At 59.0% G+C, this 24394-nt stretch carries 23 protein-coding genes and 2 pseudogenes; 16 read left to right on the top strand and 9 right to left on the bottom strand.

Going from position 1 to position 24394, the window contains the following annotated elements:
- The first annotated feature begins 226 nt into the window (after positions 1-226).
- From ACVJGD_RS21600 to ACVJGD_RS21615, 4 genes are all read left to right on the top strand, one after another.
- Entirely contained in the window at positions 227-2131 is a 1905-nt protein-coding gene (locus ACVJGD_RS21600; RefSeq protein ID WP_456636219.1) for an FUSC family protein, read from the top strand.
- Positions 2128-2334: a DUF1656 domain-containing protein gene (locus tag ACVJGD_RS21605; RefSeq protein ID WP_456636220.1), complete on the top strand. Its 207-nt coding sequence runs from the start codon at positions 2128-2130 to the stop codon at positions 2332-2334. The genes ACVJGD_RS21600 and ACVJGD_RS21605 overlap by 4 nt, the downstream gene beginning before the upstream one ends.
- 11 nt (positions 2335-2345) lie before the next feature.
- The gene (locus ACVJGD_RS21610) at positions 2346-3521 is read left to right on the top strand and encodes a biotin/lipoyl-binding protein (RefSeq protein ID WP_456636221.1); all 1176 of its coding nucleotides are present in this window, start codon (positions 2346-2348) and stop codon (positions 3519-3521) included.
- A gap of 113 nt (positions 3522-3634) precedes the next feature.
- Positions 3635-4504: a class II fructose-bisphosphate aldolase gene (locus ACVJGD_RS21615; protein WP_456636222.1), complete on the top strand. Its 870-nt coding sequence runs from the start codon at positions 3635-3637 to the stop codon at positions 4502-4504.
- Positions 4505-5565: 1061 nt separating this feature from the next.
- On the opposite strand, the gene ACVJGD_RS21620 is transcribed toward ACVJGD_RS21615, so the two are convergent.
- The gene (locus ACVJGD_RS21620) at positions 5566-6096 is read right to left on the bottom strand and encodes a GNAT family N-acetyltransferase (RefSeq protein WP_456636223.1); all 531 of its coding nucleotides are present in this window, start codon (positions 6094-6096) and stop codon (positions 5566-5568) included.
- 229 nt (positions 6097-6325) lie between these two features.
- Positions 6326-7000 carry a peroxiredoxin-like family protein gene (locus ACVJGD_RS21625; RefSeq protein WP_456636224.1) on the bottom strand — a complete coding sequence of 225 codons (675 nt, stop codon included), beginning with the start codon at positions 6998-7000 and terminating at the stop codon, positions 6326-6328.
- A gap of 273 nt (positions 7001-7273) precedes the next feature.
- Between ACVJGD_RS21625 and ACVJGD_RS21630 the strand changes: the two are divergent.
- Positions 7274-7393: pseudogene (locus ACVJGD_RS21630) on the top strand (LysR family transcriptional regulator); the annotation flags it as partial.
- Between the two features lie 211 nt (positions 7394-7604).
- Here ACVJGD_RS21630 and ACVJGD_RS21635 read toward each other — a convergent pair.
- The 4 genes from ACVJGD_RS21635 to ACVJGD_RS21650 form a co-directional block, all read right to left on the bottom strand.
- On the bottom strand, positions 7605-8513 hold the full coding sequence (locus ACVJGD_RS21635; RefSeq protein WP_456636225.1) for an OsmC family protein: 909 nt from the start codon (positions 8511-8513) through the stop codon (positions 7605-7607).
- Positions 8514-8573: 60 nt separating this feature from the next.
- Complete coding sequence (locus tag ACVJGD_RS21640; RefSeq protein ID WP_456636226.1) at positions 8574-8939, bottom strand: FAD-binding oxidoreductase; 366 nt, start codon at positions 8937-8939, stop codon at positions 8574-8576.
- Complete coding sequence (locus ACVJGD_RS21645) at positions 8899-9504, bottom strand: sulfite oxidase-like oxidoreductase (protein ID WP_456636227.1); 606 nt, start codon at positions 9502-9504, stop codon at positions 8899-8901. The genes ACVJGD_RS21640 and ACVJGD_RS21645 overlap by 41 nt, the downstream gene beginning before the upstream one ends.
- Before the next feature lie 237 nt (positions 9505-9741).
- The gene (locus ACVJGD_RS21650) at positions 9742-10623 is read right to left on the bottom strand and encodes a LysR family transcriptional regulator (protein ID WP_456636228.1); all 882 of its coding nucleotides are present in this window, start codon (positions 10621-10623) and stop codon (positions 9742-9744) included.
- An 820-nt stretch (positions 10624-11443) separates the two neighbouring features.
- Here ACVJGD_RS21650 and ACVJGD_RS21655 point away from each other — a divergent pair.
- The 3 genes from ACVJGD_RS21655 (at position 11444) to ACVJGD_RS21665 (ending at position 14844) form a co-directional block, all read left to right on the top strand.
- Positions 11444-13039, top strand: a complete 1596-nt coding sequence (locus ACVJGD_RS21655) for a GMC family oxidoreductase (protein WP_456636229.1) — start codon at positions 11444-11446, stop codon at positions 13037-13039.
- 202 nt (positions 13040-13241) lie between these two features.
- Positions 13242-13757, top strand: a complete 516-nt coding sequence (locus tag ACVJGD_RS21660; RefSeq protein ID WP_456636230.1) for a Dps family protein — start codon at positions 13242-13244, stop codon at positions 13755-13757.
- Between the two features lie 517 nt (positions 13758-14274).
- Complete coding sequence (locus tag ACVJGD_RS21665) at positions 14275-14844, top strand: redoxin domain-containing protein (protein ID WP_456636231.1); 570 nt, start codon at positions 14275-14277, stop codon at positions 14842-14844.
- A 569-nt stretch (positions 14845-15413) separates the two neighbouring features.
- Here the strand turns inward: ACVJGD_RS21665 and ACVJGD_RS21670 are convergent.
- Both ACVJGD_RS21670 and ACVJGD_RS21675 read right to left on the bottom strand, forming a co-directional pair.
- Positions 15414-16694 carry a lactonase family protein gene (locus ACVJGD_RS21670; RefSeq protein WP_456636232.1) on the bottom strand — a complete coding sequence of 427 codons (1281 nt, stop codon included), beginning with the start codon at positions 16692-16694 and terminating at the stop codon, positions 15414-15416.
- 45 nt (positions 16695-16739) lie between these two features.
- A pseudogene (locus ACVJGD_RS21675) lies at positions 16740-17254 on the bottom strand (NADPH-dependent FMN reductase).
- 302 nt (positions 17255-17556) lie between these two features.
- On the opposite strand from ACVJGD_RS21675, the gene ACVJGD_RS21680 reads away from it, so the two are divergent.
- Entirely contained in the window at positions 17557-17772 is a 216-nt protein-coding gene (locus tag ACVJGD_RS21680; RefSeq protein WP_456636233.1) for a thiamine pyrophosphate-binding protein, read from the top strand.
- A gap of 204 nt (positions 17773-17976) precedes the next feature.
- A complete protein-coding gene (locus ACVJGD_RS21685) occupies positions 17977-18300 on the top strand; it encodes a c-type cytochrome (protein WP_456636234.1) in 324 nt (107 codons plus the stop codon).
- A 1083-nt stretch (positions 18301-19383) separates the two neighbouring features.
- Here the strand turns inward: ACVJGD_RS21685 and ACVJGD_RS21690 are convergent.
- Positions 19384-19704 carry a hypothetical protein gene (locus tag ACVJGD_RS21690; RefSeq protein ID WP_456636235.1) on the bottom strand — a complete coding sequence of 107 codons (321 nt, stop codon included), beginning with the start codon at positions 19702-19704 and terminating at the stop codon, positions 19384-19386.
- Between the two features lie 162 nt (positions 19705-19866).
- On the opposite strand from ACVJGD_RS21690, the gene ccoN reads away from it, so the two are divergent.
- Genes ccoN through ACVJGD_RS21720 form a run of 6 tightly spaced genes read left to right on the top strand, consistent with a single transcriptional unit; the run spans position 19867 to position 24350 of the window.
- On the top strand, positions 19867-21525 hold the full coding sequence (gene ccoN / locus ACVJGD_RS21695; protein ID WP_456636236.1) for a cytochrome-c oxidase, cbb3-type subunit I: 1659 nt from the start codon (positions 19867-19869) through the stop codon (positions 21523-21525).
- A 3-nt stretch (positions 21526-21528) separates the two neighbouring features.
- Positions 21529-22260 (top strand): cytochrome-c oxidase, cbb3-type subunit II, encoded by a 732-nt coding sequence (gene ccoO / locus ACVJGD_RS21700; RefSeq protein WP_456636237.1) that lies wholly within the window; start codon positions 21529-21531, stop codon positions 22258-22260.
- A gap of 2 nt (positions 22261-22262) precedes the next feature.
- Positions 22263-22433: a cbb3-type cytochrome c oxidase subunit 3 gene (locus ACVJGD_RS21705; protein WP_456636238.1), complete on the top strand. Its 171-nt coding sequence runs from the start codon at positions 22263-22265 to the stop codon at positions 22431-22433.
- The gene (ccoP, locus tag ACVJGD_RS21710; RefSeq protein WP_456636239.1) at positions 22424-23305 is read left to right on the top strand and encodes a cytochrome-c oxidase, cbb3-type subunit III; all 882 of its coding nucleotides are present in this window, start codon (positions 22424-22426) and stop codon (positions 23303-23305) included. Before ACVJGD_RS21705 ends, ccoP begins: the two co-directional genes overlap by 10 nt.
- On the top strand, positions 23302-23547 hold the full coding sequence (locus tag ACVJGD_RS21715) for a hypothetical protein (protein WP_456636240.1): 246 nt from the start codon (positions 23302-23304) through the stop codon (positions 23545-23547). Before ccoP ends, ACVJGD_RS21715 begins: the two co-directional genes overlap by 4 nt.
- A 5-nt stretch (positions 23548-23552) precedes the next feature.
- The gene (locus ACVJGD_RS21720) at positions 23553-24350 is read left to right on the top strand and encodes a DUF2189 domain-containing protein (RefSeq protein ID WP_456640330.1); all 798 of its coding nucleotides are present in this window, start codon (positions 23553-23555) and stop codon (positions 24348-24350) included.
- Positions 24351-24394: the final 44 nt, after the last annotated feature.

Genomic DNA, 24394 nt, shown 5'->3' on the forward strand with positions numbered 1-24394 from the left:
TCAGCAAAACGTGATCCATTCGGGCGTTACGTCGCTACGCTGGCAATCATTAGTTCCAGTGAGATTTTTTGCGAGCGGTCCAACGATCGCCGCCAAAGACGTCGTCGGCAACTACCGAAGAACCGCATGACAGGCGCGGACAACACCCCTTCTTCCGTTGAGGCGGACAGTCGACCTCACGGAGTAGATTTCTTCGACGCTGCCTAAACAAGTGAGATTCCTTCGATTGGGTATTCCTCTTACTTCTTGGGCTTTCGCGATCCGGATCTGGCTGGCGGTAATCCTGGCATTGTATGTGAGCTTCTGGCTTCAGCTCCAAATGCCGTCGACGGCGATAATAACGGTTGCGATCATAGCCGAACCAACTCGCGGTCAGGCCCTGGAGAAAGCAATCTTTCGTGTAGTCGCGACCATCATGGGTGTTTCAGTTTCGATTGCAATAACAGCGCTTTTCTCCCAGACACGAGATCTTTTGTTGATAGCCTATGCCAGCTGGATGGGCCTATGCGTGTACGTGGCAGGACTGCTCGACGGCAACCGTGCTTACGCAGCGGTCCTCTCGGGCTACACGGTGGGGTTGGTTGCGATCCGGGAAATCGACAATCCGGGGCACGTGTTCGAGGTGGGCATGATGCGCGGTGCAGGTATCTTCATCGGAATTGTATCTCTTACGATTATTAACGATCTGCTATTGGCGCCCGACCGTCATGCGAAGCTTGCAGCGCAATTGGCTGATATCCATCGCCGGATTGGCAACCACGCGAAAGCAGCGATTCTTGGTGAGGCCACGAAGCCAATAGCGTCCGCTGCCCTGCTCGCTGAAATAGCGGCGCTTCGGCCGGAGATGGCGAGCCTGGCGTTTGAGTCGAGCAGCGGCCCAGTTAGGATCGCAGCAGGCCATAACGCGGCCGTAGCGCTTGTGGCCGAGCTTCATGCTGCGCGGAGCCTCAATGTGCTACCGGTGGTCGCCGATGGGGCAACATCCGAGCGGATAGCGCGCGCGCTTGAGCGCAACGAAAGCGAACTCCCGCCGCCGACGGTCGTGTGGCGTGCCGACCCGCAAGGCGACGCAGGCGCGACCGCCTCGCTGGCCTGGACACTCAAGGAATTACTCAGAAGAGATGAGCAGGTTCGACAGAATCTTGCCGCCCTACGCACCGATGGACGTCCTCCATGGCATTGGCGTCCGCTGATCTATCGATCCCACCGCGCTGCTGTTGAAAGCGGCATTCGAGCGGCGATCTGGGTTGCGTTGGCAGGGATGTTCCTTGTGTATGCGGGCTGGCCTGCGGCAAGCACTTCCCTTGCCCTTATTGGAGCCTTCGTCGGCCTTGGAGCAATGACGCCCAATTCGCGCGCGACGACCGCCCTGGCGCTGGTTGCGGCACCAATTGCCGGTTTTCTGGCTGGGCTTCTCGAGTTTGTCGTCCTCGATGGCGTCGATGCCTTCGCGTTGCTCGCAATCGGACTTGCTCCTCTCGTGATCGGCGCCGCAGTCGTGATATCGTTGCCCAATCGGATAGCGTCGGCTCTCGGTCGATTCATCCTCATATCCGCTGTGACAATATTCTCGCCCACCAATCCGCAGACCTACGACGGACAGTCGTACGTTATCTTCTTTCTTTTGGCTTGTGTTGCCCCCGGCGTGTTACTGGCGACGCAATTTCTTGTGCCTCCAGTACCGCAAGACCAGCGGAGACGCTGGATGCTGTTGTCTGCTCGCGAAGAGTTCGCTCAGGGGCTATCGCGTGATCGACGGCATGAGCCCGAGGAGGAGATGTTTCGTGACGCCGTCAGGATTGGTCAGATCCTTTCCGCTGGGGGAAACGCTCCCAATAACGCAGAGACGATCGAGGAGGTTCTTTCCTATTTCGACCGATCTTCGATGATCCGGTTGTGCGACGACAAGCTGAAGATGCTCGCTGGCGGACCCTTAACAGCGTTGGCTGAAGCGGTGCGCGCTTCGTTCAACAAGCGGGAGCCACAAGCACTTCGCGCCGCGTCCCAGTTCTTATGCAAGGTGTCGCCGTCAGATCATGTTGTGGCCGATCTCTGTGCTGCGCTCATAGTGGCGAGCTACCACATCGAGGCGGCGCTCGGACGACGCGTTCTTCTTGGTGAGGCCGCATGATGGCGCATACCTTCCGCGAATTAGTTATCGGCGGCGTTTTGGTTGCGCCGTTCATCAGCTATGCAGCGGTGGCTCTATTTGTCGTGCTTCTCATCAGACCGTTGCTGCGTTTTGTCGGGTTTTTGCAGATCTTCAGCAACGCGGCTATTGCCGAGCTCAGCCTCTACGTGACAATTCTTGGTCTGCTCGTCTTGTTTTTTTAAGGGATATTTCTATGCAGGCTGCGAGTCAAAATCAGTCGATCGATCGAGAAGAACAGCAGTCTGAGTCCTCGTCGGGGCCGACCCAAAGCGAAGCGTTGTCCGAACTCAGTGCGGTTGCGCGTACGAAATCCGATCGGCCTTCATTATACGAGCAGGAGCCCTCCGAAATGGCTACCAAGCCACCGGTCGTCCGGAGAAGGGCCATCGGGCAATTTCTGTGGTCGATCTCGCGGAGGCTTGCGACCTTGGCGATCCTCCTGGTTGCCGTGCTCGTCTCAATCGTGGCATGGGACCAGTATATAAATGCGCCGTGGACCCGCGACGGCAGCGTCCGGGTCCAGGTTGCAAGCGTCGCACCTCAGGTGTCCGGCCGGATTACGCAGCTGCGGATCGCCGACAACCAATTCGTTCACAAGGGAGACGTCCTTTATCAGATTGAGCCCTTTGATTTCGACGTCGCGTTGCGGTTGAGCAAAGCGCTGTTGAAGCAAAGGGAAGCCGACAGCTACGTGAAGGAGCTACAGTCCGAACGGCGGAAGCGGCTATCCGATCTTTCCACCTCGCGAGAAGAGCAGCAGGTATTCGAAGGCAATGCCCTACAGGCGAAAGCCGCGGTCGACGCGGCGCGTGAACAGGTCGCCCAGGCAGATATTAATCTGAAGCGAACGGAGGTCCGTAGTCCAGTGAACGGCTACGTCACGAATCTTCTGTTACAGGTGGGCGACTATGCGCATGCGGGGGTCAGCAACATTTCGATCGTCGATACCGATAGCTTCTGGGTGGATGGCTATTTCGAGGAGACAAAGTTGGCGCAGTTGTGCATTGGCGATCGTGCCGAGGTCAAGTTGATGGGTTCTTCTACGCCGATCATCGGTCACGTGGCGACGATTACCCGAGGCGTTAGCGTGTCCAATGCGGCGACCGGCGCTCAGGGTCTCCCCAATATTGATCCCGTCTACACGTGGGTAAGGCTGGCACAACGTGTCCCGGTCAGAATCGCCATCGATGGGGTACCGCCTGGCATGCCGCTTGTCTCCGGTATGACGGGAACCGTAACGTTGCGCGACGATTCTCATGTTGAGGAGAAAACATGGCTTTGTCGCGCGAAGGCTGTGCTCAGTACGAGTCTCTCCCACATGATAAGTGGGGTATCGCCGCGACCTCGCTGCATCCCGCCCCAGACTTGAGCGAGAACGCATGTCAGTGGCCCATTTTTGGGGCGCGATCCAGTTCTCCGATCCTGAGATGAAATTTATACGCACTGTGGCGTGCAGGCGTATTGTGATGGAAGGAAGCTGTTATGTTCCGATTGCGTGGCGTGCTTGACGAGGCTCAGAAACACCAAGTGGCGGTCGGCCACTTCAATGTTGGCGACTTCGTCACTCTGAAGGCCGTCTTCGCCAGCGCACGGGAATTGAACGTTCCCGTCATCGTCGGGGTGTCTGAGGGTGAGCGCCAATTCATCGGAGACCGTTTGATTGCCGCGATGGTGCGAAGCCTACGTGAGGAATTCGACTTTCGTTTGTTTCTGAACGCCGATCATGTCCATTCACTCAAGAGCGCGGTCGACGCAGTCAAGGCAGGCTTCGATGCGCTCGTGTTCGATCTGTCTGCTTTGCCAATTGGAGAGAATATCCGCCGGACCAGGGAGGCGATCAAGGAGCTGAAGGCGATTAATCCGGCAATCCTCGTCGAGGGAGAGATCGGTGATATCGGTAGCGGCTCCGAAATCCATGAGGCGGCGCCTGATCTCACAAAAGGTCTCACCGATCCAGAGGAAGCCAAACGGTTCGTTGACGCCACGGGCATCGACATGCTGGCGCCAGCGGTCGGAAACATGCACGGACTGCTTCCAAGCATGGTGCGAGGACAGGTGAAGAAGCACCTCGACATCGAGCGGATCGAGAGGATCAAACGCCAGACCAGCGCGCTGCTGACGCTGCATGGCGGCTCAGGAACCGACGACGAGAGCCTGCGTCAAGCGATCACCGCGGGCATCAACATCGTCCACATAAATACCGAACTGCGCGTTGCGTGGAGGCGCGGCCTCGAGGCCGGCCTTGCGAACGCTCCCCAAAAGGTCGTGCCATACAAGATCCTGCCTCTTGCCGTCGATGCGATCAGAGAAGTCGCGACGGCGAGACTGAAGCTCTTCAACAATCTGGGCTAGAGCGGGATCTGCGTGATGACCAGAAACTGGCCGGTCTGGATCCTGTCGTGCGGGAATGACTTCGACATATGGAACCGCATGCCGAGCCGCTTATCTACAAACAAACGTCGGCCGCGGGGCGCAACTCGCTTCTACGGGCGCAAACGGCCCATTAATTTAGACCCGGTCGTGGCCATCACCTCTCTGAGAGGATCGACATGCCAGAGAAGACGGTTCACGGCTGGGCGACCCTTGTGCATTGCTTCGCGTGCGGCAAGGACGGCCTGGCTGCAGTGCGAGTCGCTCGAAGCCCGAACCGTCACGAAGAAATTCGAGGGCAGCCATTCCCAATATCCCTGGCAAGTCGCTGCTCGCTGTTGAGGCCGAACACGCGCCCGGGGCAGCCTCCGTGCCCCACACCCACGCGAAGTCAGCTTTCGTCTACGCCTGTGTGATCTCGGGCGCGATCAAGTCGAAGGTGAATGACGGCGAGACGCGCATCTGTCGTCGTGCGTCTTTCACCACGCGCATTGCGCGAAAGACGAGCATCAAGTGTACCGGATGGAATTGGAATTCGATTTGGCAGTGGTATCGTCGGCGTGACGCCTTGTCTTATGAATCGGCCTCGGGCCGACTATTGGAGCCGGCTTTCAATTCAAGCGCGCAGTTCCTGTAGGTCCGCTGCGAATATGCGGAGGCCCTCTTTTCGGTTGCCAAACCGTTTTCATCCATCATGCCAGCCTTCGTTCGGCTCCCGGCAGCGTGGTCCGCGAGCGGTCAAACCGGCTTATGTGATTCCTCTTCCTCGAAGGCGGCGGCTACGGCTGAGAACCTAACGCGGTCGTCGACGTAGCGGTGAATGGTGGAGATGGCTGAAACGGGCTGCCTTGAGCTGCGGTCGCTCCGCCATGCATCTGATATCCCAAGCAGCCGGAACAACAGCATGATCCCGTAAGCGAGCGCGGGTGGCACCGCATAGGACGTGCGGATCCGGATCCATAACTGATAGCAATAGCAGCGAGCAAGTGGCCTGTATAGGATCTTCGCTTCGCGGCCAACCAGCACGGTTTGGCGAGGGCCCGTCATGTCCCAACGCCGTTTGCGCCCGCCGCCCCTTCGATCTGCGTCGTGTAAAGCGCCCAATGTCTGTCGTGCCCGGGCAACTGGACAGTGCGGAGGAATCGGAGGCCGATCTTCTCCAGCACCCGCTGCGACGCGACGTTGTGGGGTTTTGTGATCGCCAGGATGACTTCGTGGCCCAAGACATCCATAGCGTGATGGAGCAACACGGCTGCTCCTTCGGTCGCATAGCCTAGGCCTGCATAGCGCGAAAGATTTGCGTAGCCGATATCAGGATGCGGCAGGCCCTTGCGATCGACCAAGCCATAGATTCCGACCGGATCGCTCGATCTGTCCCGAGCCACGAGCCAGAGTGATTTCGAGAGCCGGTCCTCGATATAGGCGCGCGCATCTTCCAAGTTGCGAACTCCCCGGTCACTGATGTTCGCGAGCCAACCTGGATCTTTGAGCAACTCGAGGATGAAAGCCGCATCCTCGGGAACGACTCCCGTGAGCGTGAGCCGCTCGGTACGCAATTCCGTCACGCCTGTCACGCAATCCCGTTAACCTGTACCGAACCTGGTGGAGCTCCATTGGATGTTCACTGTCAACTATTCTCGCCACTAATGAGCCCGTGCGATGGCAATGCGGCTCACGCAGCGCGCAGAGGCACTATATCCTAAAGCCATGTTGCCACTGGTGCTGGCGCGATGAAACCCGCGTCAGGCATCCCCGGACGGGCGGACACGCTTTCTGGAATCCAGAGCGGTCCAGCGCCGTGGATCAGTGCGCCAGACGCGCGCGAATATGGTTAAGGATCGGAAAGAGCTCAGAGGGGTCGCAGCGTCGGGTGTAGTCGCCGCTGATATCGGCGTACTCGACGATCCCTTCTGGACTTATTACGTACCGAGCTGGCATCGTCAGTGTCCAGCTCGACTCGCCATTCACGGCGGCAAGGTCGAGACCGCATTCTAGTTCAGCGGCGCGCAACTCTCGGGATAGCTTCCAACGCAGGCCGAACGCGCGAGCGACCTTCCCGGCACGGTCAACAACGCTGGGGAACGATAAGCCATTCATTCGCTCAGTGGAGCGGCTCTCGTGCGCAGACTGCTGAGAAACCGCGACGATCGATGCACCCGATGAGCGGAGCTGCCGCACGACAGCCTGGATCGCCCGCAAATCGAGGGTGCAGTAGGGACACCACCGCCCCCTGTAGAAGACAATGAGAACTGGGCCACTGTTTAGTAAGTCGTAGGATGAAATCGCTTTGCCATCGGGATCGCGCAGCCGGAATTCGGGAGCATGATCTCCAGCATGAATAGCTCTTTCGGCCATGCCCGAAGAGACCAGGTCGTCGATAGCTTCCTCGCGGACACGCCAAATATGCGGAGGGGTGTTTTCATAACACTCGTCCCTAACCGCATCGAGTCTATCCTGGAGTCGCATCGCGATTATCATCACCCTGATCGGCAGCCCCCCCTCTACATCGTGCTGGCGGCAGTCTGGCGGTAGTGCCAAAAAGTGAATTTAACATATCCTCGCACGACATGAGCGCGACTCCAACGCACGAGGCCAATGTTGCCCCCGTGCCACTTCTACGAGCTTATCTCAGCTTTGCGGGGTCGTCCTCCAGGGACTCGCGCAGACGCGAAACGGCGAAATCGACGAAGAGGCGCATTTTTCAATGGCAAGACCGCCGTTTGGAAGCATTTCATCGCCGCGGTGGAGGCTAGCGGAGCCTTCTATCTAGCCGCGTGCAAGCGCATCCTCGATCAGGTTGACGAAGCCGAATCCCAAGCCGCTGGAGAGTATAGCGGCCCACGCGGCACTCTTACGATCACGGCGCCGATCGATTCATCTTTCTCACTTTCCGAGAGGCCGACCGCTTGATTTGCCCGTTATTGGCGCGAACGGTAGGGGCGGGGTGCCCTGAAATGCCGGTTGTCGTAATGATCCCGGTCTTGGGAACGGCGATTTGGGCGCCGCCGAGCCGGAACCTGAGACCCTGCGGTATGATAGGTCTCAGGGTCCCCAATGTAGTGATCGACGGCACAAGAGAGGCTCAATCTGCATCGATATATGGGATGGGGAGTGCAGCCAGATCATCCTCATAGCTGGCTTGAGCGCGCGCGTTGTGGCCGGACGTAGTGGCGTCCGGGCGTGTGTGAATATCTGCACTAACGCCGAGAATTTCGCCAACGGGGCAGAGGTTTGTGGCCTCAAGCAAGAATGCGCGCTGTTGCGCGTCGAGTTCTCCCTCCAGCACGAGAGTGCGCTCGAACGAATCTCTTTCGCCCTGGGCGCCGTGGTGGAAGCTGACGCCCACTTCCACCCGCTCTAGCGGAAATTTTTGGCGCCGGGCCTGAAAACGAACAGTCATAGCGGTGCATGCAGCGAGAGATGCGCTAAGAAGGTCGTAAGGATTGGGACCGGGAGATACGTGACCGACTCCATCTGGACCGCCGATAGGAAACTGAGATGCGTCGACACGACCGACCAGCGCGCCATGATTGGTGGGGTCGCTCGCGACGATAACTTCTCGGAGCTTGGATGCCTTGTCCTGTGATGTCATAGAGCGTCCTTCCACTGTGTCGAGCGCATCGTGCAAAGCGGCGTCGTTAGCCGCCATATCGTTCCGTTTTGATCGCCGAGGCGTCCACCCTGCCATTAGCGAGCCATCGGCCGCGATATTGACGAAGGGGTTTGATCCGCAGATGAATACATGCGCAGGCATGCGAGGGAGCCGGACAATTAACTCGGCGACCATTGCGCTATCGATACGTCGCGCAAAGTCAGAGGCACGCTCTGGGGTCTCTCGAGTAATCGCCAACGCCAACTTGAACGTCGGATCAGCCATCTCCAATGAGAGCAGCTCATCGGAGAACAACAGGTCACGCCGCGTCCGAGATGACAGGAGCAGCGCTGTCGGCACAGTCTGCGCCAGGGCGTGGCGTTGTCGGATCATCGCCATCAGCGGAACGACGCCAGACCCCGCCCCGATCAGAAGTATCGGTGCGGTTGCCCGTTCAGGCTACAAGAAGTGGCCGCCGAGTGAACCTCGCAGTTCGATTTCATCGTCCAGAGCCGCAAAGTCATGGAAGAACGGAGAGACTTCACCGTCCGGGAGGCGTTCGATGACAAGTTCAATGACGTTCGAGGCACTCGGTGACGAGGCGATCGAATAACTGCGCATCGCGGCGTAGCAGTCCAGAGCAGTCAGTCGCACATCGACGTGTTGACCGGCGATATGCACAAACGGTTCACTGAGCCGCAGGAAGACGCTCTTGATGCCCGGCGTTTGCTGAATGATCTTGGCGATGGCGCATGTCTGCCAAACCGCCGATCGCGCGTTACCCTCAGCCATTGGTGTAGCGCTGCTCGCGCCATGGATCGCCATGAATGTGATATCCGCGCGCCTCCCAGAAACCCGCTTCGTCGCGTTCGGTAAATTGGAGCCCGTTTACCCACTTGGCGGACTTCCAGAAGTATAGGTGTGGCACGAGGAGTCGTGCTGGGCCACCATGGTCGCGTGGAAGCGGCTGCCCATCGTAGTTCAGAGCGACCATGGCCTTTCCGGAGGCAAGGTCTGCAAGGGAGACATTTGAAGAGTAGCCATCGTAGCAGTGCGCGAGCACGAAATCGGTGGGACACTCCACCCCAGCATCGGCAAGGATGTCGTCGACGCAAACGCCCTCCCAGGTGGTGTTGAGTTTCGACCAGGTTGTGACGCAATGAATGTCTCTCGTCATCTTGGTCTTAGGCAGCGCGTTGAACTCGCTCCAGGACCAAACCTTAACAGCCCTCGGCCCGATCTTGAGGGTAAATTTCCACTCCGCTGTCTCAATGCGCGGGGTCGGCCCGGCTGTGAGAACAGGCAAGTGCTCGACAAGGTGCTGTCCTGGCGGAATTCGATCGAACTGGTCTCCTCGCGAATTTCGGCCGGTAAAGCCTCTGGTGATCATGGCGGACTCCTTTGAAGCGTTTTGGGTGCCTTGGCCACGATCGGGGTCCCGATCGCTCGAACGACTGATCCACCGGTTTGGATGAGTGCGCAGGTCGGGAACAACGCAAAGTAAGTCTTGGAAGTCGTGGGAGATCTCAGCGCCGCATCCGCCCCAGCCGGTCCGTTCAGCAATTAAATTCGGCGACCATTCGGGTAAAGCTATCATATCCATAACCGGCGGGAATGCTTCGTGAAGTCAGCGTCGAAGCTCCGTGACGAGGAAATCCGTGAATGCGCGCGCGGCGGGCTTGATGGTCTTCCCGCTCACAAACAATGCATTGACTTCCATCGAGCCGAAGTCCCATTCGGACAGAATGCGAACAAGCGCACCACTTTCCAACTCAGCCTTCGCACTAATGAGGCTTGAGGCGACGATACCCAGCCCGGCCTTCGCCGCGGCGATCGCGCCTTCAGTGATTGTCACTGCCAACTGACTTTGCACACGGACAGACGCAACACGCCCGTCCTTGCGGAATGAGAATGTCGGTAAGAGATGGGCAGGGCCGATGATGACCGCGTGGTGCGCGAGATCCGACGGCATCACCGGTGTGCCGTGCTCTTCGAGATAGAAAGGGGCAGCTGCAAGAATGCGCGGAGCGTCGATCACTTTCCTCGCGGTGGCGCTTGAATCAGGCAGGCTTCCGAACCGGAACGCGACGTCGATGCCTTCGGTGACCAGATCTTGATACCGATCGTTGGACAGCAATTCGACACGAAGCGCCGGATGGGTTGACAAAAATTTCGGCAGCCTGGGAACGATCTCCCGCAATACGAAGCTCGACGAGGTGCCGACGCGAAGCACCCCTCGCAACTCTCCGGTGCCGCGAGCCTCGTGGTCGGCCTCGTCAAGAGCAGCTAGGATCGCCTCCACACGCATCAAGTAGGTTGCTCCAGCGTCCGTCAGCGTGACTGCGCGGGTTGTCCGGCTGAAGAGTGCCGCGCCGACGTCGGCTTCCAACGCGGCGATGAGGCGTGAGGCCGAGGGCTGAGAGAGACCGAGTTCACGACCGGCGCTCGAAAAGCTACCCACGCGGGCCGCGCGGGCAAACAGTTTCAGCGCTGTAAGTCGGTCGTTCATCGCTACTCTATTTTTCGCTCAATTTTCCAGCTGGGTTCCGGCGCCGAATGGCACCTCTCGATGGTAAAGACAATGCACGTGATTATGGGCTGAGACTCTCAATTTTTGAGAGGATACGGCGCGGTTGCACGGTCCTTCGAGCGATGGAAAGCCCACGCGTTTTCCAACCGTTTTTTCAGGGCGTAGAGCCGGGCAGCGTCCGCTGTCTCTTTCTTAGCGGTCGCTGTCGTCGTTGAGCCCGTGAGGGTTCCGATCGGTGTCAAAGCAACGGGCAAGGGGTCGCTTCAACCGAAGCTTTCGCGAAGGGCCTGTCATCTCCTGAATGATCTTGGAGTACGTCGGCGCGCAAAATGACCAATTCGCCGAAGAGCGCTAGATCGTGAAAATGCGTTTGAGTTATTCATGGGGATCATGAGTGACCCGCCGCGCCCTGCGCACTTTTGCCGTTCGCACCATCTAAGAGCTTTTCTCGGGCTCACGTCCCGACTCTCACAGCACCAGTCGCGTAGGCCGCGACGGCGTCGATCGCCGATTCAGCAACTGAACGCAGCTTAGGCTTCGCTCCGCAGGATAACAACGTGGGTTTCGAAAGTGTCATGTGGCTCATGGCATTCCTCGCTACGACATCACGCCGCCCGGCGAGCGGCAATAACGATTGTCTATCGACTCTATGGCCACAGGTGATTTCCCTCGTTGGCGTTGCAGGGTCATTCTGCGAAAGCATCGTCCGATCAATGTCAGGATCAGGAGTCGCGATGGCGAGGCGCCAGCTACGGACGTTGATTGAACGATACAAATGGCGCGAAAGAGAAAGACGCTGATGTCTCAGGAGGGGTATGATATTGTCATTGTTGGCGCGGGCGCGGCTGGCTGCGTCGTCGCGAGCTATCTCGCCGAACACACCGATGCGTCGATCGCGCTGATCGAAGCAGGCGACATGGATCGCGATCCGTTCATCCACATTCCTGCCGGCTTTGCCAATATTCTGGCCTATGACCGGCATGTCTGGAAATACGAGACGGTTCCCCAGCACGGCACCAAGCGAGCATATCGCTCAGGCAAGGTGCTCGGAGGCGGCTCCTCGATCAACGCGATGTGCTACGTCCGTGGTCAGAGACGCGACTTCGCCGCGTGGCAGGACGCGGTCGGCGACACCGGCAAATGGTCGTATGAAGACCTGCTTCCCGTCTTCATGGCGCAGGAACGCAACGACACCTTCCACGACGAATATCACGGCATCAATGGTGGTCTGGCGGTGCAGTTGCCCAAAGGCATCAACGAGCTGAACCAGTATTGCCTCAAGGCATTCCAGGAATATGGGGTTCCCTTCAATCCCGATTATAATGGCAAGAGCCAGATCGGCGTCTCGCCGGTGCAGTCGACGGTCGGAAATCAGCGCCGGTGCAGCGCGGTCGACGCTTATCTGCGTCCTCACCTCGCTTCGGGCCGCATCACTCTTCTCACCGGCAAGACCGTCATTCGGATTCTTATCGAAAACAAGCGGGCCGTCGGCATCGAGCTGAGGGACAACGGCCTCGAGAGGATCACGGCCGACGAAGTTGTGCTGTCGGCTGGCACGGTCCATAGCCCGACGATCCTCATGCACTCGGGCATCGGGCCAGCCGAGCAGCTGCGCCAGCACGGTATCGCGGTGATCGTCGATTCACCAGGGGTAGGCGAAAATCTCCAGGACCACCCGATGGTGCCGGTGCGTGCCTACGTAAAGGGTGATCTTGGCTATCAGGCCGCGGCGCATGGCCTCGGCACCATAAAGGCGGGCCTGCGTTATCTCATCACCAAGGATGGCCCGGCGGCGGGCAACGGCATCGAGACGGTTACCCACTGGAATCCATCCGACTTCACCGCCGAACCGACGATCCAATGCTATCACTCTCCCGTGGTCTTGAACGAGCAACTCGGCCCGGCCGGCGACCGTTCGGGCGTCACCTTCGAACTCGTGGTGCTTCAGCCCAAGAGCCGTGGCTGGGTGCGGCTGGCCGACAGCGACCCGACGTCGATGCCCCTCATCAACCCGAACTTCATCGGCGAAGAGGAAGACCTGAGGGCCGCGGTGGAATCCGTGCGTGCGATTCGCGAGGTTATGGCCCAGGAGTCGTTGGCGTCGGTCATCGAGGAAGAGATGGATCCCGGCCCGCACATCCAGTCGGATGCGGAGATCGGCGAATGGGTGAAGCGTGTCGTGACGACGATGTGGCACCCGGTCGGCACCTGCCGGATGGGCCAGGATGCGCGAGCGGTGGTCGACGCAAGACTCAGGGTCCACGGGGTCGATGGCCTCTGGGTAATCGATGCCTCGATCATGCCGAACATCACCAGCGGCAATACCAACGCGCCGACCCAGGCGCTTGCGCGCCACGCCGCGGCGATGCTGGTCGAGGATATGAAGCGGACCTAGGGAGTTCTGGCGCAAGCCGGCAACAGCGATGGCCGTGGTCGCCCGCTTGGGAGGTGTCCATACTCTTGTCAGAAGGAGTAGGTGGGCGGGGTGTTCCTGATCGTGACCCACGGCTACTCGGTGAACAGTTTCGCAAATTGCTTATTCAGAGCCATCCCCCAGCGAACAGCAAGACTGCATCAACCCTGAAGGAAGAATCAAAATGACTATAGAAGACACGAGAAAGCGCCGCGAGGCACCGCTAGAGACGCCGAGCAATCTCGGCTCCAATGCCACCAAGGATATTTCGGCCGCCCTCATGGCGCTTGTGGCAGACGTGTTCGCGCTTTACGTCAAGACCAAGAACTTCCATTGGCACATATCAGGCCCGCATTTCCGGGACTATCACCTCCTTCTCGACGAGCAGGCCGCGCAGATCTTCGCGATGACGGACGACATCGCCGAAAGAGCCCGCAAGATCGGCGGCACAACGATCCGCTCGATCGGTCACATTGCCAGGGTGAAGCATATCGCGGACAATGATGCCGATTTCGTTACACCCAAAGACATGCTGGCCGAGCTGAAGGAAGACAACCTGGCGCTCGCCCAGCGCATGCGACAGACCCGCAATGTCTGCGACGAGCATGGCGATGTCGCCACGGCCAGCCTGATCGAAAACTGGATCCACGAGGCGGAACGTCGCACATGGTTCCTGTTCGAGACGACCGGGAGAGCTTAACTCCGAGCGCACGTCCACCCGCCAAGCGCGGGTGAGTGCCTACACTCCCGCAAGAATCCCCTTTTGGACTTTGACATGAGACTCGTTCGTTTGGATTAGCATTTTGTTGGCCGTTACAGAACGTTCTCTCCATCGATACCCGGCCGTCCAGCAGGATGCGCAGCTCGCGCGATTTGGGTCTGCCATATTTGCGGACTCTAGGTTCGATCCGCTGGGTTGGGCGGTTCGCGACCGGCTCATGACGGAGCTGAATAAGTCGAAGTCGCCAATGACCGCTACCGAGAGAAGCCTTTATCTCCAGTTCTGGCATTGAAACGCGAGCTGTTCGGACTACAGGACGCCGGAAATGACCACTAATATCACGATTGCCCGGCGTAGGCCGCCGAATACCTGAAGGCCTCCGGGCAAACTGAGAAGGCGTTAGCCGCCGGACGACACGCGCCGGACTTCTCTCTGCCGAACCAAGATGGCGTAAAGACCTCCTTGACATCGATAACGCGCCACGGTCCGCTCCTTTTTGATCCTCTATAGCGGCAGTTGGTGTCGCAGTTGCAATCTCGGCTTAAGGGAGCTCGAAGAAGTCCGCCCACTAATCGAGGCACGTGGAGCTTCGCTGGTCGCCATCTCGCCTCAGACAATTCCAAGAACCCGAAGGACCATGCAAATAACGCTACCAATCTTGAGCGATAAAGGCGGGAAGATCGCGGTGCAGTACGGCGTTCGTTGGCGCGTTACCGAGCTGCGCCGGACATTGCATCTGAAGAGCGGAATTGATCTGCCAAGCCTTCACGGGAAGGATAGTTGGACGTTTCCAATTCCGGCACGGTTCGTTGTCGATCAACACGGAGTCATCGCCTACTCGGAAGTCGATCCGGATCAAACTCACCGGTCAAACCCATCGGACCTCTTTCCAGTACTGGATCGCCTCTCGAACGCACGGGCGCATAGTCACCTCAGCGCCACTCACAGTCTCACAAGATACCGCGAAGCGGTTGGGACGGATAGACGCGATATAGGCAGACGGGAGGCATTCGGCGGCACCGCAAGTTTGCTTTTCGCCAGGCGGAAGGCGTCAATTGGGGTGTAGGTAATTGCAGGAGTAGCCACCGGGGATGCCGTAACAGGTAGTCTTGATGCTCTGGCTCGACCGCCCAAAATCGCTCCTCGGGATTTATCCCGGACACGATGGGTCAAGGATTGCTGACCGGGAGCTCAGTCGGAAGTCGCTGCCCTGCTGCTCGTAAATCGTCGGGTCACAAACGACAAGCGCAGAAACGAGATCAGCTGGACTCGCAGGTAACCGAGCCGTCCTTATTGGCGGACCGTGCAGACGCGAGGAGGCACATTGCCAGTTCCGGCGTGTTCGGGCTCAACATTTGAAAGCCAAAACACCATGACGCGAGCGCCTCGCATGGCACTACGAGTGAGCTCGGTCGACACCCGTGTGGCCAAGAAGTCCTCGTTCCGTTCCGCAGTGTCACACAAGATAGGCAAGGCCGCCCCTTAATTGTATGCGTCAAGCTGCGCTATGATATCTCAGCGATCGACTGATTTGCTTGGCAAGGTGACGATCGTGACGGGAGCTCGTCCGCCGGACCGGATCACAGTGGAAAAAGCTGGATGTTGCCTGGTCGATCGCGCTCCGCCTGTAGACGCTTAGAATCCCGCAAGACCCTGGGGGCTATCGTAGGGTATCGGGTTTCGACCAATCTCCGTCAGTCGGCCGCTCGTCTTGTCGAGGCGGTAGCTGACAAGCACCGAGGCATTTCCAAAGATTTGGTAAAAGTACTGGTCGTCGGGAGTCAGCCAGCTGTCGCTGGGTCCGCTGCTGACGAGCCCGTTCACGGCGCGAAAGGTACCGTCGCCCGGTATCGGTTTGTTGGCCGGGTCCTGGAGAAGGCTCAATCGGCCTGCTACGAGCCGGTAGGTCGAGACCGTTCCGTAGCCGAAATTGGTCGCGAGCACGAGCGAGTCGTCAGAGGTCACCTGCAGCCAGCAGAGCTCGGACGGTTTCCCGAGCGAGGTGTCGATCGGGGTCAACGGGCCGTTGGTCACGCGACCTCTGCCATCAATGTGGCTCACCAGCACGCCATCCCCTGCCGCGACACCGTTGAGGAAGGTATCACGACTCTGGTTGAGGAAGGCGATGTAGAATGGCCCCCCGCCGCCGGCATCGGCAAACGAAGCCTCGTCGAGCGCGCCGTCGTCGCGCACCGGGAATATCGCGAGCCCGTCTGGGTCGGAGGCGTTCGCCACGACCAGATTTGGCGACCCGTCCGGATTGGCGGCTGGACGAGCGTCGAAGAGGATATCGATCAGCAGGAAGCGGCCGTCGGACGACAGAACCGCTTGTGACGACACCCGATCGGTCTTTGTCGCGGTGTTTACCGAATGGCGCTCCGGGCGCAACTTCAGCTTGCCATCCTCGGCGACCGTGTAGGAGCGGAGGTGGTTGGGGCCGAAGGCATGGAGAACGTATAGTGTTCGGCTTTGGGGGCGATAGGCGAGCGACTTCGCCGTTCCGCTGCGGCCGGTTACGAGCTCGCCAGTCAGTTGCCGATCGATCAAAGTCAGCTTGCCGTCCGGACCCACTCGGAAGCTCGTCACGCTGTTGTCGCCGCCGTTCGTCGTGAACAACAGGGTGTTGGATTCGGCTAGGATCACGCTGCCAGCGCCCTCGAATGCGTTGGGCGCGCGCTCCTGTCCGCTGATCGGCTTGAAGACGCCCGAGCCAGCGCCCCCCGTAGGGATACTCTCGCGTAGTTCGAGTTGCCCATCCGCATTGCGACCGAAGTGCATGATGCGGTTCTGGGTTTCATTGGTCTGGATGTAAACATGACCTACAAGGTCCGAAGCCAGCGCGTCTACTCGGAGAGCCCCGAAGAGAAGCAGCACGAGCGCGATAAAGATGAGATTCGACGATCGTGAACGACCCATGTAATTCTCCTAGATTGCTGCCGCTTGCGGGCACGGCCTATTGTTTCAAGTGCGATATCCCCGGACGTAGATCCAATCCGAGGCGTCGGTCGGGAGGCGGCATAACGGGCGGGCTTCTAGTCGGTCGACGTCATCTTCCTCGATAAGGCCTAACGTGAGTGTACTGAACACGACGACCATGCCCATCTCGGAGAGAACGCCACACCAGGCGAGCGCAGCGCGCACGCCGGCTGTTCGGCCTGCGGAGTAGCTTGTGATGACGGCGGGCCTCCAAAACCACTCCTCGAGGAAATGATCGATGGGATTCTTGAGGCTTGGCTGGACTCCCCAGTTGTATTCGCCGACAACGAATGCGAACGCGTCGGGCTGACGGATCTTCCTCGCCAATGCCGCGTATTCCTAGTACATGCGATGCATGATCGGCAGGCCGACAGTCCTAGCATCGATGAGCTCGGCCGCGTCACCACGTGATCCGAGCTCCTCGCATATGCGCCGCGCCAGGCGGATCTCCTTCCGTCCGACCGGTACGATCCGTAGAGCGCGAGTATCTGGTGCGGCACGGCGTTGACTCCCACGATCGCCGCCGTCCCCGGGCGACGAAGCAGTTCGGCTTGCGGCGCGTTGGCACCCACGTCTAAAGCTGCGTACCGCACCCAACGGTCGTGTGTACCTTCTGCGCGCGCTGGCGGGAAATACAACAGGGGCATGCTATTCATAACGCGGGGTTATCACTGCGCGAACGTGTCCTGCTGTACAACGAGCCGCTTAGTGCAAGAGCGCGAGACTTCGGCGGTGACGTCGCGGCATTGGCTCGGAGGCGGCGGCCATTTCGACGAAAGCAGGCCAAGCGCGGAGGTGATCCATGTCGCGTACTGTCGCAGAAGCCCTCGTCGACGTCTTCGAGAAAGTCGGCGTAAAGCAGATCCTCGGCCTGATCGGCGACTCCCTGAACCCATTGGGCGATGCCGTCCGGCAGAGCAAGATAGACTGGGTCGGTTCACGCTTCTGCCGCACAGAGGGGCCGCCTGGCTCATGGATGATCACGCGATTATGCCGCTATGGATTGCAACGCTGGTGACCAATAATCAGAGCGACAAGAACTTCCACTCGAGCCGTCGAGGCTTTCTCGGCATTGCCGCTGGCACGGGCGCTGCTTCGTTGGCTCCTGGTGTCCTGACAGGACCGCTAGGGGCACTCGCGCTTCGACCCGGCGACAACCTCAACGATTACCTTCCACGGACCGCGCCACTTCTGATCCAGATCTTAAAAAAGGAGTTCAACAATGAAGGACACGGAAACCGTCGGCGCGTTTATCGCAGTGCTCATGCCTGCGCGCGCAGCTGCTGGCCCCGGCTATGCTCAGGACGCCCAGCACGGCAAAGCCGTCTTCAAGGATTGTGCGACATGCCATGCAACGGACCACGTCAATCGTGTCGGGCCGGGTCTGAAAGAAGTTGTCGGTAGGAAAGCGGGTACTGTTCCAGGCTTCCGCTATAGTAACGCCATGAAGAATTCTCGTATTGTCTGGGACACGAGGACCCTCGATGCCTATCTGGAATTACCGCATAAGGTCGCCCAGGAAACAGTATGCCCTACGCGGGACTGAAGGATGCGACGCACCGGACGGACCTCGTTGCTCATCTTGCTACGTTGAAGTAGCGGCTCGTCGAGGGAGGCATCATCAAGACGCCATCCGCGATCAATTATAGGAAATGCCAGATAGCTTAGCTTTTGAGATGGGACCTTCATCACCACTTGCCACCGGCGCCATGCAGCGAGGTCGCAGTGATACGTCACCTATCACGTGGGAGAGACTCGTCCTGAGCAAAGCTTTCGCGTGATAAAGCCATGTTTTCTCGTTAGCACAAGAATCGTTGCGAAACATCACGCACGCCGCCATTGCGGGTCCATGGCGCAATTACATATTGGTCCCACACCATGAGTGAGACGGGCACCGCAACAAAAGAAGATCGCCAACGTCGGAACTCGACGCGACATCGACCACAGAAACGGCGCCATGGCGACCGGTGATTTGGGCGGTAGTATTGAGGGCTTCTGCTCGTATAATGGAGGCAGATATAGCGCCGCAATCTGGGTGGGAAGCACGCGACAATCAGAATGGCGAGTCGGTGTCGCGTTAAGGTGATGATTGTCGCGCTCAAGAGTTTTGTTGAACTTGGATTGTCGCGGAGCGTCAATCAGCCGCGGTTTTGGGTGTCGCGCGCGACCGCGGCCGTCGCGGACCGCGTTTTCGTTCGTGGGCCACGCGCCCGCGATAGCTCTCGACGTTCATCTCGACGATGATAGCGTGATAAACGAGACGATCGATCGCGGCGAGCGTAATGATGGGGGTCCGGACCCTGTTCCAGCCCTTTCAACGAAAAGAACCTGGCCTACTATGCGAGGGTTCATCGCTTGGCGTTCAGCGAGAGTACAGCCAAGGCTATCCCTGCCCTTCAAGCAAGCGACGATCCCGACACCGAAGTCAGCGAGTATCGATGGACTAATGGCGTGTTGATCTGGAAAGACTAAGGTGTGCACTCGAACGTCAGCTGTTGACGGTCGAGCTGAAATGCTACGAATGGTCACAGCATTACCGCTGGTGACCGAAGCGGACTAACACCGTACGACGTGACAGCTCCTCAAATTTTGGATGTTCGCTGAATTAAGAAACAGTGCCTTTAGACGCTCAGGGCAACTTTCTGTCAGCAATCCACTGTTTGAAAAGTTGAACGTTCTTGTTGGGCCAAGCTGCGTCGCAAGGCATCAGGCCGTTCTCAACCTTGATCAGGATCGTCTCTCCCCATTTCCTTACGTCGTCATACTTCCAGAGATCAAGCTCGGCGAGCATCGATTTTCTATCAAAATCGCGAAACAGGGAACGGATGTCATCCTTGTAAGAGACTGGCATTTTCATCACCATCGGCACAAGGCGGGCTACCCTGAACGGAATTGGTAGCGGGAGTTCAGTCTGGAAGTCAATTTCCTTGCTGCTATGGAAACTATACATGCCAGTTATTGGAAAGCTTCCTCGCATGCTGCGACAACTGACTAGCTTTGTTGGAGATCAGCACCGCGGATATTTGCGCATGATCCACCAGGCGATTGACCTGACCTTTGATCTTTCAACGCAGACCGGATCGCGATTCCAGTTTTGGAGGGCCGCAATACAATGATCGGACAACTGACCAAGGCTGAACGTCAGTATGCGTTATTGATCCTGCTCGGCCTCGCGCTGTGTGGATTGATATTTGGCATATCAGGCAAGGACGATCCGCTCGGCATTCACGGCGCGCTCATCGGGGTCGCAGCGCTTGCCGGGATATTCAAAGTCATTTCGGTTTACTACGATCCTGAACCCGGCAACGAACGCCTCAACCGCTATTACGACGATCCGACGAAATCCGGCATCGTTCTCGCCATGATCTGGGCTGTGTTCGGCCTCTTCATCGGCGATTGGGTGGCGTGGCTCTTGGTGAAGCCCGACTTCACTTTTGACGCCGGGTGGGCCAGCTTCGGGCGGCTGCGTCCCGTTCACACCACCAGCGTGCTCTTCGGCTTCGGCGGCAACGCACTGATCGCCACATCCTACTACGTACTACAGCGAACCTCGCGCGCGCGCTTGCCCGATCAGCTCAGCCCGTGGTTCGTTCTACTCGGCTACAATCTGTTCTGCGTGCTCGCCGTTACTGGTTACATGATGGGTATCACCCAGTCCAAGGAATACGCGGAGCCAGAATGGTACGCGGATATCTGGCTGCTGGTCGTGTGGGTCGTATACTTCGCCATCTATCTGCGCACGCTCGCACGACGCAAGGAACCGCACATCTATGTGGCCAACTGGTACTACATGGCCTTCATCCTGGTGATCGCGATCCTGCACATCGTCAACAACCTTGCCGTCCCCGTCTCGTTCGGCAGCGCCAAGAGCTACTCGCTGTTCTCCGGTGTGCAGGATGCCATGACCGAATGGTGGTACGGTCACAACGCCGTCGCCTTCTTCCTCACCGCCGGCTTCCTCGGCATGATGTACTACTTCGTGCCGGTACGCGCCGGACGGCCGATTTATTCCTATCGGATGTCGATCATCAGCTTCTGGGGCATCACCTTCTTCTACATGTGGGCGGGTTCGCATCACCTGCACTACACGGCGTTACCGCAATGGGTGCAGACGCTGGGCATGACGTTCTCGCTAATGCTGCTGATTCCGTCGTGGGCGTCCGCCGCTAACGCGCTGCTGACGCTGAACGGCGCATGGGACAAGGTGCGGGACGATGCGACGCTGCGCTTCATGATGGTGGCGGCGGTGTTCTACGGTATCACCACCTTCGAAGGATCATTCCTCGCCATCCGACCCGTCAACTCGCTCTCCCACTACACCGACTGGACCGTCGGCCACGTCCATGCCGGTGCGCTCGGATGGGTGGCCATGATCACGTTTGGATCGATCTATGCCATCGTGCCGTGGCTCTGGAAACGCGACCGCATGTATTCGCCGCGGCTCGTCGAGGTGCATTTCTGGCTCGCCCTGGCCGGCGCCGTTGTTTACATCTTCGCCATGTGGAATTCCGGTATCATCCAGGGGCTGATGTGGCGGACCTACAATGAGAGCGGCACCCTCGCTTATACTTTCGTCGACTCGCTGATTGCGATGCATCCCTACTACATCGCGCGCGCCATCGGCGGCCTTCTGTTCCTGATCGGCGCGATCGTTGGCGCCTACAACATCTGGATGACGATCAGAACCGGCATTCGCGAGGTGCATGAATCTGCAACCGACATGCCTTCGCCGGCGCTCGGCGGCACGACCGTCCTTCAACCGGGAGAGTAAGCCGTGTTCGGATTGCACTATCGGCTGGAACGCAAAGCGATCGGCCTCGCTCTCGGCATCACCCTTGTGGCCAGCATCGGCGGCCTCGTAGAAATCGCGCCACTCTTCACCATCCACCAGACGGTGGAAGACGCGCCCGACATGCGCGTCTACACACCGCTCGAACTGGCGGGCCGCAACATCTACATTCGCGAAGGCTGCTACGCCTGTCATTCGCAGATGATCCGCACCCTGCGCGATGAGGTCGAACGCTACGGCCCCTACTCGCTCGCCGTTGAATCGAAATACGACCATCCGATGCTGTGGGGCTCGAAGCGCACGGGACCGGACCTCGCACGCATTGGCGGTAAATATTCCGACGAATGGCACGTCGCGCACCTCAACAACCCGCGCGATGTGCTTTCCGTTTCCGTCATGCCCGCCTATTCTTGGTTGCTGAAAACGACGCTGCGCACCGATGATCTCGGCGCGCACCTGAAGGCCCAGCGCGCCGTCGGCGTGCCCTACACCGACGACATGATCGCGAATGCGAGCAAGGACGCCTACGGCCAGGCCGCGCCGGAATCACCCTACGCCGATGGCGTCACCCAACGCTACAGCAAGGTCACCAACGTCCGCGCGTTCGACGGCAGGCCTGGCGAACTCACCGAGATGGACGCCCTGGTCGCTTATCTCCAGGTGCTCGGCCACCTGACCGACGCGGCGCACAAATCCGTCGCGGACGCTGCGAGGTGATCATGGATCTCGGACACGATACGCTGGTGTGGTTCTCGAAGTCGTTCGGATTGTTCTATCTGATCGCACTCTCGATCATCACCGTCGTCTACGCCTATTGGCCGTCGAACAGGAAGGCGTTCGATCGCGCCGCGAAGTCGGTCCTGCACAACGAGGATGGACCATGGCGGTAGAAGAACGCGACAACTACACCGGTTATCTCACGACCGGGCACGAGTGGAACGGCATCAAGGAATTGAACACACCCGTTCCGCGCGCGGTGTACTTTTTCCTGTTGATCGCTTTTGTCTTTTCGGTCGGCTACTGGGTGTTGATGCCCGCGTGGCCACTCGGCGTCAGCTACACCAAAGGACTGCTCGGCCTCGACCAACGCAACATCGTACAGGACTCGCTGAAGCGAGCCGCCCTCGGCCGCAGCGCATGGACCAAGCAGATCGAGGCCAAAAGCTCTCAGGAGATTCAGGCCGATCCTGCGCTGATGAACATCGTGCGCCAGACCGGCCGCACCGTGTTCGGCGACAATTGCGCCGTGTGCCATGGGCTCAACGCACAGGGTGGCCACGGCTTCCCGAACCTGACCACCACCTCATGGCTGTGGGGCGGCGATCCGGACGCCATTGCCGAGACCATCCGCGTCGGCATCAACTCGCCGCATCCCGACAGCCGCACCTCGCAGATGCCGGCTTTCGGCCATGATCAGATCCTCCAGCCAGCCGATGTCGACAAGGTGGCGGCCTTCGTGCGCTCGCTCTCCGATCCATCCAACGCGAAGACCGCAAAGCCCGGCGATGTGGACGCTGGCAAGGAGATCTTCACTGCCAATTGCGCCGCATGTCATGGCGAGGACGCTAAGGGCAACAGCGGCGTGGGCGCACCGAACCTGACCGATAAGTTCTGGATCTACGGCGGCGACGTGCAGACGATCACGAACACGCTGTGGAATGGGCGGCAGGGCCACATGCCGTCATGGGAGGGCCGCCTGACACCGCTCGATCGCAAGATCCTGGCGCTCTACCTTTTCGATCAGAGGATGCCCACCCCATGAGCAGCGCGGCGGCATCCCATGGTGGGCGGAAGGCGAAGTCCATCGTCTGGCTGTCGATCGGCATCGGACTGATCGTGTTCGCCGCCGCCAATGCGCATCTACTTTACGTGGCTGTATCCTCGCAGCCGGACTGCGTCGCTCATCTCCTGCACGGCGAAGGCAACGGCACCAATAGCTTCAGCGCGGCGACCTCGTCGTGTTCATCTAAACCGTCCATGACAACCAAAGCGCAGGTGGAATGATCGACATGACCATGATCCCGACCGTCTTGCCTCCGCTTCCCACAAAAAACCGCTGGCATCGCTTTCTTGTCCCCGCCGATGCCTTCACATGGCTTACGAAAGGCTGGCACGACCTGACCGTGCAGCCGATGACGAGCCTGAGCTATGGCCTGCTGATCTTTCTCGCGTCCGTTGCGATTGTCGACGGCCTGTTTCGCCTAGAGTGGGATTACATCCTATTTCCTGCGTTCGCCGGCTTTATGGTGGTGGGCCCGATCCTCGCAATCGGCCTGTATGAAAAGAGCCGCCGCCTCGCCGCCGGCCTGCCTGTCAATCTCGTGAACATGATCTTCGTCAGGCCGCGATGCGGCGGACAGATTCTGTTCGTGGGCGTCCTGTTGTGCCTTTTGATGATCACATGGATGCGCGCGGCGGTGATCATCTACGCGTTGTTTTTCGGCCTGGTGCCGTTTCCCGGCCTCGAGTATATCGCACCGATGCTATTCACCACGCCGGTCGGCTGGGCGATGCTCATTGTCGGCAGCGCCGTCGGCGGACTCTTCGCGGCCTTCTCGTTTGCCATCAACGCGTTTTCAATTCCCATGATGTTCGACGAGCGCGTTGACGCCCTCACCGCCATGGGCTCGAGTATGGCGCTGGTCTGGAACAACCTGACCGTGATGCTGACCTGGGGCGCCATTGTGCTTGCACTATTCCTGCTCTCCCTCGCCACTGGAATGCTGGGCCTGATCATCGTGTTTCCCCTGCTCGGGCACGGCACCTGGCACGCCTATCGCGCGGTGGCGGTTGAAGCTGCAATATAACGACACGCCGCCGGCGGAATGCCGGCGACGTACAGAAACGGAGT

The organism is Bradyrhizobium sp. USDA 10063, assembly GCF_054063735.1.

Coding starts and splice junctions, on each gene's coding strand:
- ACVJGD_RS21605 (WP_456636220.1), top strand. CDS start 2,128: ATGATGGCGCATACCTTCCGCGAATTAGTTATCGGCGGCGTTTTGGTT.
- ACVJGD_RS21610 (WP_456636221.1), top strand. CDS start 2,346: ATGCAGGCTGCGAGTCAAAATCAGTCGATCGATCGAGAAGAACAGCAG.
- ACVJGD_RS21615 (WP_456636222.1), top strand. CDS start 3,635: ATGTTCCGATTGCGTGGCGTGCTTGACGAGGCTCAGAAACACCAAGTG.
- ACVJGD_RS21625 (WP_456636224.1), bottom strand. CDS start 7,000: ATGATAATCGCGATGCGACTCCAGGATAGACTCGATGCGGTTAGGGAC.
- ACVJGD_RS21635 (WP_456636225.1), bottom strand. CDS start 8,513: ATGGCGATGATCCGACAACGCCACGCCCTGGCGCAGACTGTGCCGACA.
- ACVJGD_RS21640 (WP_456636226.1), bottom strand. CDS start 8,939: ATGGCGATCCATGGCGCGAGCAGCGCTACACCAATGGCTGAGGGTAAC.
- ACVJGD_RS21645 (WP_456636227.1), bottom strand. CDS start 9,504: ATGATCACCAGAGGCTTTACCGGCCGAAATTCGCGAGGAGACCAGTTC.
- ACVJGD_RS21650 (WP_456636228.1), bottom strand. CDS start 10,623: ATGAACGACCGACTTACAGCGCTGAAACTGTTTGCCCGCGCGGCCCGC.
- ACVJGD_RS21655 (WP_456636229.1), top strand. CDS start 11,444: ATGTCTCAGGAGGGGTATGATATTGTCATTGTTGGCGCGGGCGCGGCT.
- ACVJGD_RS21660 (WP_456636230.1), top strand. CDS start 13,242: ATGACTATAGAAGACACGAGAAAGCGCCGCGAGGCACCGCTAGAGACG.
- ACVJGD_RS21670 (WP_456636232.1), bottom strand. CDS start 16,694: ATGGGTCGTTCACGATCGTCGAATCTCATCTTTATCGCGCTCGTGCTG.
- ACVJGD_RS21680 (WP_456636233.1), top strand. CDS start 17,557: ATGTCGCGTACTGTCGCAGAAGCCCTCGTCGACGTCTTCGAGAAAGTC.
- ACVJGD_RS21685 (WP_456636234.1), top strand. CDS start 17,977: ATGAAGGACACGGAAACCGTCGGCGCGTTTATCGCAGTGCTCATGCCT.
- ACVJGD_RS21690 (WP_456636235.1), bottom strand. CDS start 19,704: ATGTATAGTTTCCATAGCAGCAAGGAAATTGACTTCCAGACTGAACTC.
- ccoN (WP_456636236.1), top strand. CDS start 19,867: ATGATCGGACAACTGACCAAGGCTGAACGTCAGTATGCGTTATTGATC.
- ACVJGD_RS21705 (WP_456636238.1), top strand. CDS start 22,263: ATGGATCTCGGACACGATACGCTGGTGTGGTTCTCGAAGTCGTTCGGA.
- ccoP (WP_456636239.1), top strand. CDS start 22,424: ATGGCGGTAGAAGAACGCGACAACTACACCGGTTATCTCACGACCGGG.
- ACVJGD_RS21715 (WP_456636240.1), top strand. CDS start 23,302: ATGAGCAGCGCGGCGGCATCCCATGGTGGGCGGAAGGCGAAGTCCATC.
- ACVJGD_RS21720 (WP_456640330.1), top strand. CDS start 23,553: ATGACCATGATCCCGACCGTCTTGCCTCCGCTTCCCACAAAAAACCGC.